At 69.0% G+C, this 6,540-nt stretch carries 4 protein-coding genes and 1 pseudogene; all 5 read left to right on the top strand.

Annotated features, from left to right (window positions below):
* Positions 1–514 precede the first annotated feature (514 nt).
* Positions 515–655, top strand: a complete 141-nt coding sequence (locus tag IPL61_36840; GenBank protein MBK9036759.1) for a hypothetical protein — start codon at positions 515–517, stop codon at positions 653–655.
* A gap of 848 nt (positions 656–1,503) precedes the next feature.
* Positions 1,504–1,641 (top strand): annotated as a pseudogene (locus IPL61_36835) (DUF4265 domain-containing protein).
* A gap of 1,718 nt (positions 1,642–3,359) precedes the next feature.
* Positions 3,360–4,235, top strand: coding sequence for a ParB N-terminal domain-containing protein (locus IPL61_36830; GenBank protein MBK9036758.1), 876 nt, complete (start codon positions 3,360–3,362; stop codon positions 4,233–4,235).
* A gap of 217 nt (positions 4,236–4,452) precedes the next feature.
* On the top strand, positions 4,453–5,625 hold the full coding sequence (locus IPL61_36825) for a transposase (GenBank protein MBK9036757.1): 1,173 nt from the start codon (positions 4,453–4,455) through the stop codon (positions 5,623–5,625).
* On the top strand, positions 5,615–6,343 hold the full coding sequence (locus IPL61_36820; GenBank protein ID MBK9036756.1) for an ATP-binding protein: 729 nt from the start codon (positions 5,615–5,617) through the stop codon (positions 6,341–6,343). The genes IPL61_36825 and IPL61_36820 overlap by 11 nt, the downstream gene beginning before the upstream one ends.
* Positions 6,344–6,540 lie beyond the last annotated feature (197 nt).

Here is a 6,540-nt window from a genome sequence, read left to right as displayed (position 1 = left end):
ATCCTGACCAGCCGCGCAATTTCCCGGCGCAACCGGATGGATGCAGGCTGGACCCGTGGTCGATGATGAAACGGAGGCCGTTCACAGGAGCGATCGTGAGTTCGTCCAGTCCGTCCAGTCCCGTCGAAGACCACATGGCGCGATACTTTGACGTGGCCTTGGGTAGCCGTCTGCGGGCACATCGGCCCGAGTTCCCGGTCGTCCGCCGGGCGGGGCTGGCGGCGCAGCAGATCTCGATCTGGTCGACCTCGGGATGAGTCGACAAACGCTGAAGCACCGACGCACTGCGCGGCCGGGTCCGGCAGGAGTTGGTCTTTGCGTCTGACGAGAAGTACGACTGTCGTGATCCCCCCGGCGCTGTCGCTCGTCGCCGCGGTCGCTGGGACACGGGCATCGGGTTCGGGCCGGGCTATTCCTCTGAGTCTCCTGGCTGCATCCCAGGTGCACTCAAATCTCGGCCATCGCGACCTATCAGCCGACGCTCTGGCCGGATGACGCCGAGTCCGTCGTCGGGATGGACGTGCCGACGCAGGTGCGGTGGCTGTTGCCGCTGTCGCCGCATGAGTACGGGCTCGTGCGCGGCAAGGGGATCGAGGCGCTCGAGCAGTACCTAGGCGAGATGATGTCGATCGTCCTCGACCTGGTCCGACCCTGATCCGACCTCGCGTGCAACGCCTGCGCAGAGATCCACCGCCATCGAACCCCGGGTCGCCGATAGTCTGGTTCGCGAGCTCCTCGCACAGGGCTTTGATTCTGCGCTTGACGGCCCGAACCACGCCCTCGGCATCACCTCGGTCGGCGCTTCCGACGGTGCGCTCGGCCGAGCGCCTCGTGCTCATGGGCCGTAAGCGATATTCCGCAGCACGCGCGGTCGAGGGCGAACCGCGGGCCGGGCCCCGTACGGTGGCCGAGGACGCCGCAGCGTTCCTGACGGCCATCGATGGCGTCTTGGTCGAGGCTTTCGGCTTCGAAGGAGCGGGACGAGCGTGGGCGGCGTGGCGCGCCCGGTTCGTGCAAGCTGGTCGAGGTCGGGTCTGCGTGGACGGTTCTGGTCCGAGCGGCGTCCAGGTCGCGAACCTCGAGACGCTGTCGACGACCAGGCTGTCGCTGGATCCGGCGACGTGGTCGATCGCCGTTCCGCGACGGCCGAGCGCGCCTCGACAAGACCGACGCTGACGCCGAGTTGGCGACCGACGTGACGCTGCTCCTGGCGGTGTTCGAGCGCGAGCTGGGGTTTGCGCTCGAGGAGCTGGCCGCGTGGCGCCGCACCGTGACCATCGCCAGGCTGTCGATGCCGCCCACCCACCGCCGAAGCGGACAGATGATAGAAAGACCTGAATCGAAGAGCCTGGAGTCAGCGCTGGCGGATTGCCGGGGAGAATCAGCGAGGCAGCCGACGCGTCGACCGATGGCGAGCGCACGTGCGCATCGGTCGGCGGTGACGAATGACGGGGGCCCTCAAGATCGCGTTTCCGTACGGGGCCAGGCGGCGAGCAAGAAACCGAGACGATGTGGGCGACCGCGGTCGTCGACGGATACCAGGTCGACAACATCCCCTTCTACGCGACCGGCCTGGCCTGCGGAGACGTCGTTTTGGCGCGGCCGCAGCTCGACGGCATGTTGCGGTTTTCGTCGGGCTGACGCGCAGCGGGGCCACACCACCGTCAGAGTGGTCATCCCCGAACCCAAGAAGGTCGGCGAAGTCCGGGCCAAGCGCTCCGAGCCCTCGGATGCGAATCAGAGGGGAGCGACGTCCCATGTCTCGTCGCCGTCGATGTCCCACCCGACGTGCGCTACCGGGTGTGCGTGCCCTGTTGGACAGGCTGCTCGCTGAAGCCGTCTTGGACTACGAAGAAGCTTGCCTTGGGCAGGCCGACGATTGACGCTCCTGTGGGGGATCGCGCAGCCATGATCCAGGCGGAGTCCCTCGAGGTTCCTCCTGTCGCAGCGCTCGTGGAGTCGTCGTCATGAGAAACCAGCCCAACGGACCCGGCGCGAGGAGCGCCGCCGGAACCTCGCGGCCCTGCGCGTCGATGGCGCCGGTGCGCCGAGCGTCTTGCGTGTAAGATACTCTCAGGGTCACAAGCTGAACGCGCCAGAGATGATCGCGCAGCCATGGACCAGGCCGAGTCGCTCGGAGTTTCCTCTCGACGTCGATGAGGATTGGCCGCCCGTGAAAGCATCGAGTGCATGCCGGTGCGACGGACCGCCTCCGGACACGAGGTCTTGGTCGCGCCGCTGTTTGTGTAAGGGCCTGTCGGTGGGCGACGTGATCGACGCGACGCGCGAGGGCGCCTGGCGCTCGCCTGGCGGCACGTGTCTCGTTCGGAAGAACACCACCGTCTGGCTCTTGGTCGTCAAGAAAGAGGCGACGGCGGTTTGCCAAACGTGCTGGCCGGGTTGCGTGACGCCGGTTGCGGCACCGGTGGAGGGCCTGAGCGACTGGGCCATACTCGATCAACGTTGCCTGGACGTGGTCTCCATCACCGTGGTCGACGCCTTGCTGGCACGCGTCTGGACCCAGCGCGTCGTCCGCTGTTGCTTCCCATCCATGCGCCACGCCGAAGCGGGACGAACAGATCGAAGAGCAGACGCGCGGCCGCGGGGCGCGGGGGGGCGGAGGGCGAGGGCAGAACGCGACCATCTTGGGCGTGCATGGGTGGACGAGGCCGTCCTCGCACACGGTGAGGAAGCGGGCGCCGGCGCGGTGACCGACGCCACGCCCGTCGCCGAGCGGTTTGGGCCGCGAGGCCCTCGCCGGCGTGCGCGAGGGCCTGCTGCTCTCGGAGCCGCGGCCGATCTTCCTCGGCAGCGACACGCTTCCGCTCGCCAGAATTGACCCGGGGTTGCTCGCGAGAAATGACCCACCCGCGTGATCGGCGAGCGGCGATGGTCGCCGGGCAGTGCAAAAGAAGCGGCCATGCTCGGTGTGTCGACGCTGGTTCGAGCCTGACGTTCGCGTAGGCGATCGCCAGCGAACCTGTGGCGCGGCAACGTGCAAGAAGGCGCGGCGCAAACGGACCCACCGTGAGTGGCGGGAGGCGAACCCCGGCTACGACCGCCATCGACGATGGCGGGAGGCGATCGACGAGGCGAAGACGGCGCCGACCTCGGTGCGGGTGCCGCCGGCCGCGAACGCGGCGGCACCGGTCGCGGGAGTGCCCTGGGATGTCGTGCAATCCGAGATGCAGGTGGAAGGTCGTGTAATCCTTGCGGGAGTAGTCGGAGTAATCGGGTCGTACGTGCAAACCGAGATACGCAGCCAAGTGCTTGATGCTGCGAGGGAATTCGCCCGACATGCCCCTCCGGTCGCGCAAACCCAGATGGAGGGTTTTCCGTAGCCGCGGCAGCGTGGCGGCGTGGAGATCGACCTGCACCGGCTCGAGCTGCGGCACGAGGATCTGCGGATCCGTGACGGCGCCCGTCGGCGACGGTTGATCGCGTCGATCGCCGAGGTCGGGCAGCAGGTGCCGGTGGTCGCGGTCGCCGAGGGCGAGCGGCTGGTGCTGATCGACGGCTACCTGCGGGTCGAGGCGCTGCACCGGCTCGGCCGCGACACGGTGCGCGCGATCACGTGGCCGGTGACGGAGCCCGAGGCGTTGGTCCACCACCACCACCTCGCGGCCACCGCGCACACCGCGATCGAGGACGCCTGGCTGCTCGCCCGGCTGCGGACGCACGGGCTGTCGTTCGACGACCTCGCCGCACGCCTGTGCCGCTCGAAGAGCTGGGTGTCGCGCCGGCTCGCGCTGCTCGACGCGCTCGCGACCGAGGTCCAGGCGAGCGTGCGCGCGGGGATCGTGCCCGCGCACGCCGCGATGAAGTACCTGGTGCCGTTGGCGCGCGCCAACCGGCGCCAGTGCGCGCAGCTGATCGCCGGGCTCGGGACGACGCGCGTCGCCGAGCGCGATGTCGGCGCGCTCTATCGCGCCTGGAAGCACGCGGACGCCACGGGCAAGCAGCACATCGTCATCGAGCCACTGCTGTGCCTCCGCGCGCTCCGCGCCACGGCGGCATCGACCGACGACGACGACGACGAACTCCACAAGGATCTGACCCTGCTCGCCGCGATCGCCTGGCGCGCGCGGCGGCGGGTGCATCACGGCGGTGCGTTCACCGCCGCCCACACCACGGCCTGGCGCGCGGCGGCGGACGCCGTCGCCGCGCTCGGGGCTGCCATCGAGGAGCTACATGCTGGACCAGACGATACGCACAAGCATCCTGACGTTACGTAGTGCCGGCCACGGCACCCGCGCGATCGCGCGCGCCCTCCAGATCTCCCGCGGCGCGGTGAAGGCCGTGCTCGCCGACGGCCGCGCGGCACCGCCGCCGATCGCGCGCACCGAGCGGGCAGAGCCGCTGCGCGACGAGATCCTCGCGCTCTACCAGAGCTGCGCGGGCAACCTCGTGCGCGTGCACGAGGAGCTGTGCGCGACCAACCCCCAGCCGACGCTGTCCTACCCGGCGTTGACGGCGTTCTGTCGCCGGCACGGCATTGGGCACGCGCCGCCCAAGCCGACGGGGCACTACCACTTTGACCCCGGCAAGGAGATGCAGCACGACACGTCGCCGCATGACATGTCCATCGGCGGCGCCGTGCATCGCGTACAGACCGCGTCGGTCGTGCTCGCGCACTCGCGGATGGTGTTCATGCAGGTTTACCCGCGGTTCACGCGGTTCCACTGCAAGGTGTTCCTGACCGACGCCGTTCAGTACTTCGGCGGCGCGTGCGCCGACTGCATGATCGACAACACGCACGTCGTCGTACTGCGCGGCACGGGCAAGGACATGGTGCCGGTGCCCGAGATGGAGGCGTTCGGGCGCCGGCTCGGGTTCCGGTTCGTCGCGCACGCCAAGGGCGACGCGAATCGCTCGGCGCACGTCGAGCGGCAGTTCGACTTCATCGAGAACAACTTCGTCGCCGGACGCAGGTTCGCCGACCTGGCGGACGTCAATCGCCAGGCGCGCGCATGGTGCGACAAGGTCAACGCGAGCTTCAAGCGCCACCTGCATGCCCGCCCGCGCGACCTGTTCGCCGTCGAGCAGCCGCACCTGCGCCCGCTGCCGGCGTGGGTCCCCGAGGTCTACGCGCTGCACCAGCGCATCGTCGACCTCGAGGGCTACGTCCACGTCGACGGCCACATGTACTCGGTGCCGTATCAGCTCATCGGCAAGGCCGTCGAGGTCCGCGAGACCAAGGACAAGATCCGGGTGTTCCTCGGGCCCCGCGAGGTCGCGGTCCACGCCTACGAACACCGCGTGACGCCCAGCGGCAAGCAGCGCACCACGATCCCCGACCACCGGCCGCCGCGAGGCCAGGTCGCCGCGGCTCGGCGCTCGCCCGACGAGGAAGACCTCGCGGCGGCCGGCGCGCCGTTCGCCGAGTTCGCCCTCACGCTCAAGCAGCGGTCCCCGCGCTGGCCGGTCGCGCTGCGGCGGCTGGCGCAGATGCGCCGCGACTACCCGGCTGCGCCGCTCGTGGCGGCGATCGAGGCCGCGATCCACTACGGCCTCTACGACCTCGATCGGCTCGAGCGCATGATCTTGCGCAACATCGCGACCGCGTACTTCATCGTGCCCACCGAGCGCCTCGCGGCCGACCCGGAGGCGACCGATGAAGGATGACCTCGAGCAATTGCTCAAGAACCTGCACCTGCGCAAGATCGCCGAGATCTTCGACGAGGAGGCCAAGCGCGCCGACAAGGCGGACCTGTCGTACCAGGAGTTCACGGCCCGGCTGCTGCGGGCGCAGTGGCAGGCCAACCAGGAGGCCGCACTCGCCTGGCGCATCAAGCGCGCCGGAATCCCCGAGCAGTGGACGCTCGAGACGTTCCCGTTCAAGCGCCAACCCGGCGTCAACCAGCGTCAGATCCGGACGTTCGCCGAGCTCGAGTTCGTCCCCAAGGCCGAGAACATCGTGTTCGTCGGCCCGACCGGCGTCGGCAAGACCGGCCTCGCCTCGGGGCTGCTGCTCAAGGCGCTGCAGAACGGCCATCGCGGCGTGTTCATGCGCGCGCAGGACCTGTTCGATGAGATGTACGCGTCGATCGCCGACCGCTCGACGCGGCGCCTGCTCAACCGGCTGGTCAAGGTCGACGTCCTCGTCATCGATGAGATGGGCTACCTCAACCTCCGCCCCGAGCAGACCAACATCTTCTTCAAGCTGATGGAGGAGCGCTACCGGCAGCGGTCGACCATCATCACGACCAATCTCGACTATGCCGAGTGGGCGAACTTCCTCGGCAACAAGGCGCTCGTCGGCGCGCTCCTCAGCCGGCTCCGGCACCAGTGCCACACCGTCAAGATCGACGGGCCGTCGCTGCGAGACGCCAGCGCTACCTGACACACGCGGCCCCCCGCCCCCCACACGCCCTCGTCGCTTCGCGCCGAGGGCGTGCTTCGTTCCGGACGACGCTCGACTGCACCACCTCCGCTGCTCAGACCATCCGCCGATGGACGATGGCCGCGGGATCAACCTGGCGATCCGAGATCGCCATGCGGGTCACATCTCACGAGCACGGGTGGGTCAGTCTTGGCGAG

The organism is Myxococcales bacterium (genome assembly GCA_016717005.1).
Classification (GTDB): domain Bacteria; phylum Myxococcota_A; class Polyangia; order Haliangiales; family Haliangiaceae; genus UBA2376.
This window is presented reverse-complemented; position numbering and strand designations above follow the sequence as displayed.

Bases quoted from the DNA above. Each gene is read 5' to 3' on its own strand.
- IPL61_36840 (MBK9036759.1), top strand. From the start codon at position 515: ATGGACGTGCCGACGCAGGTGCGGTGGCTGTTGCCGCTGTCGCCGCAT.
- IPL61_36820 (MBK9036756.1), top strand. From the start codon at position 5,615: ATGAAGGATGACCTCGAGCAATTGCTCAAGAACCTGCACCTGCGCAAG.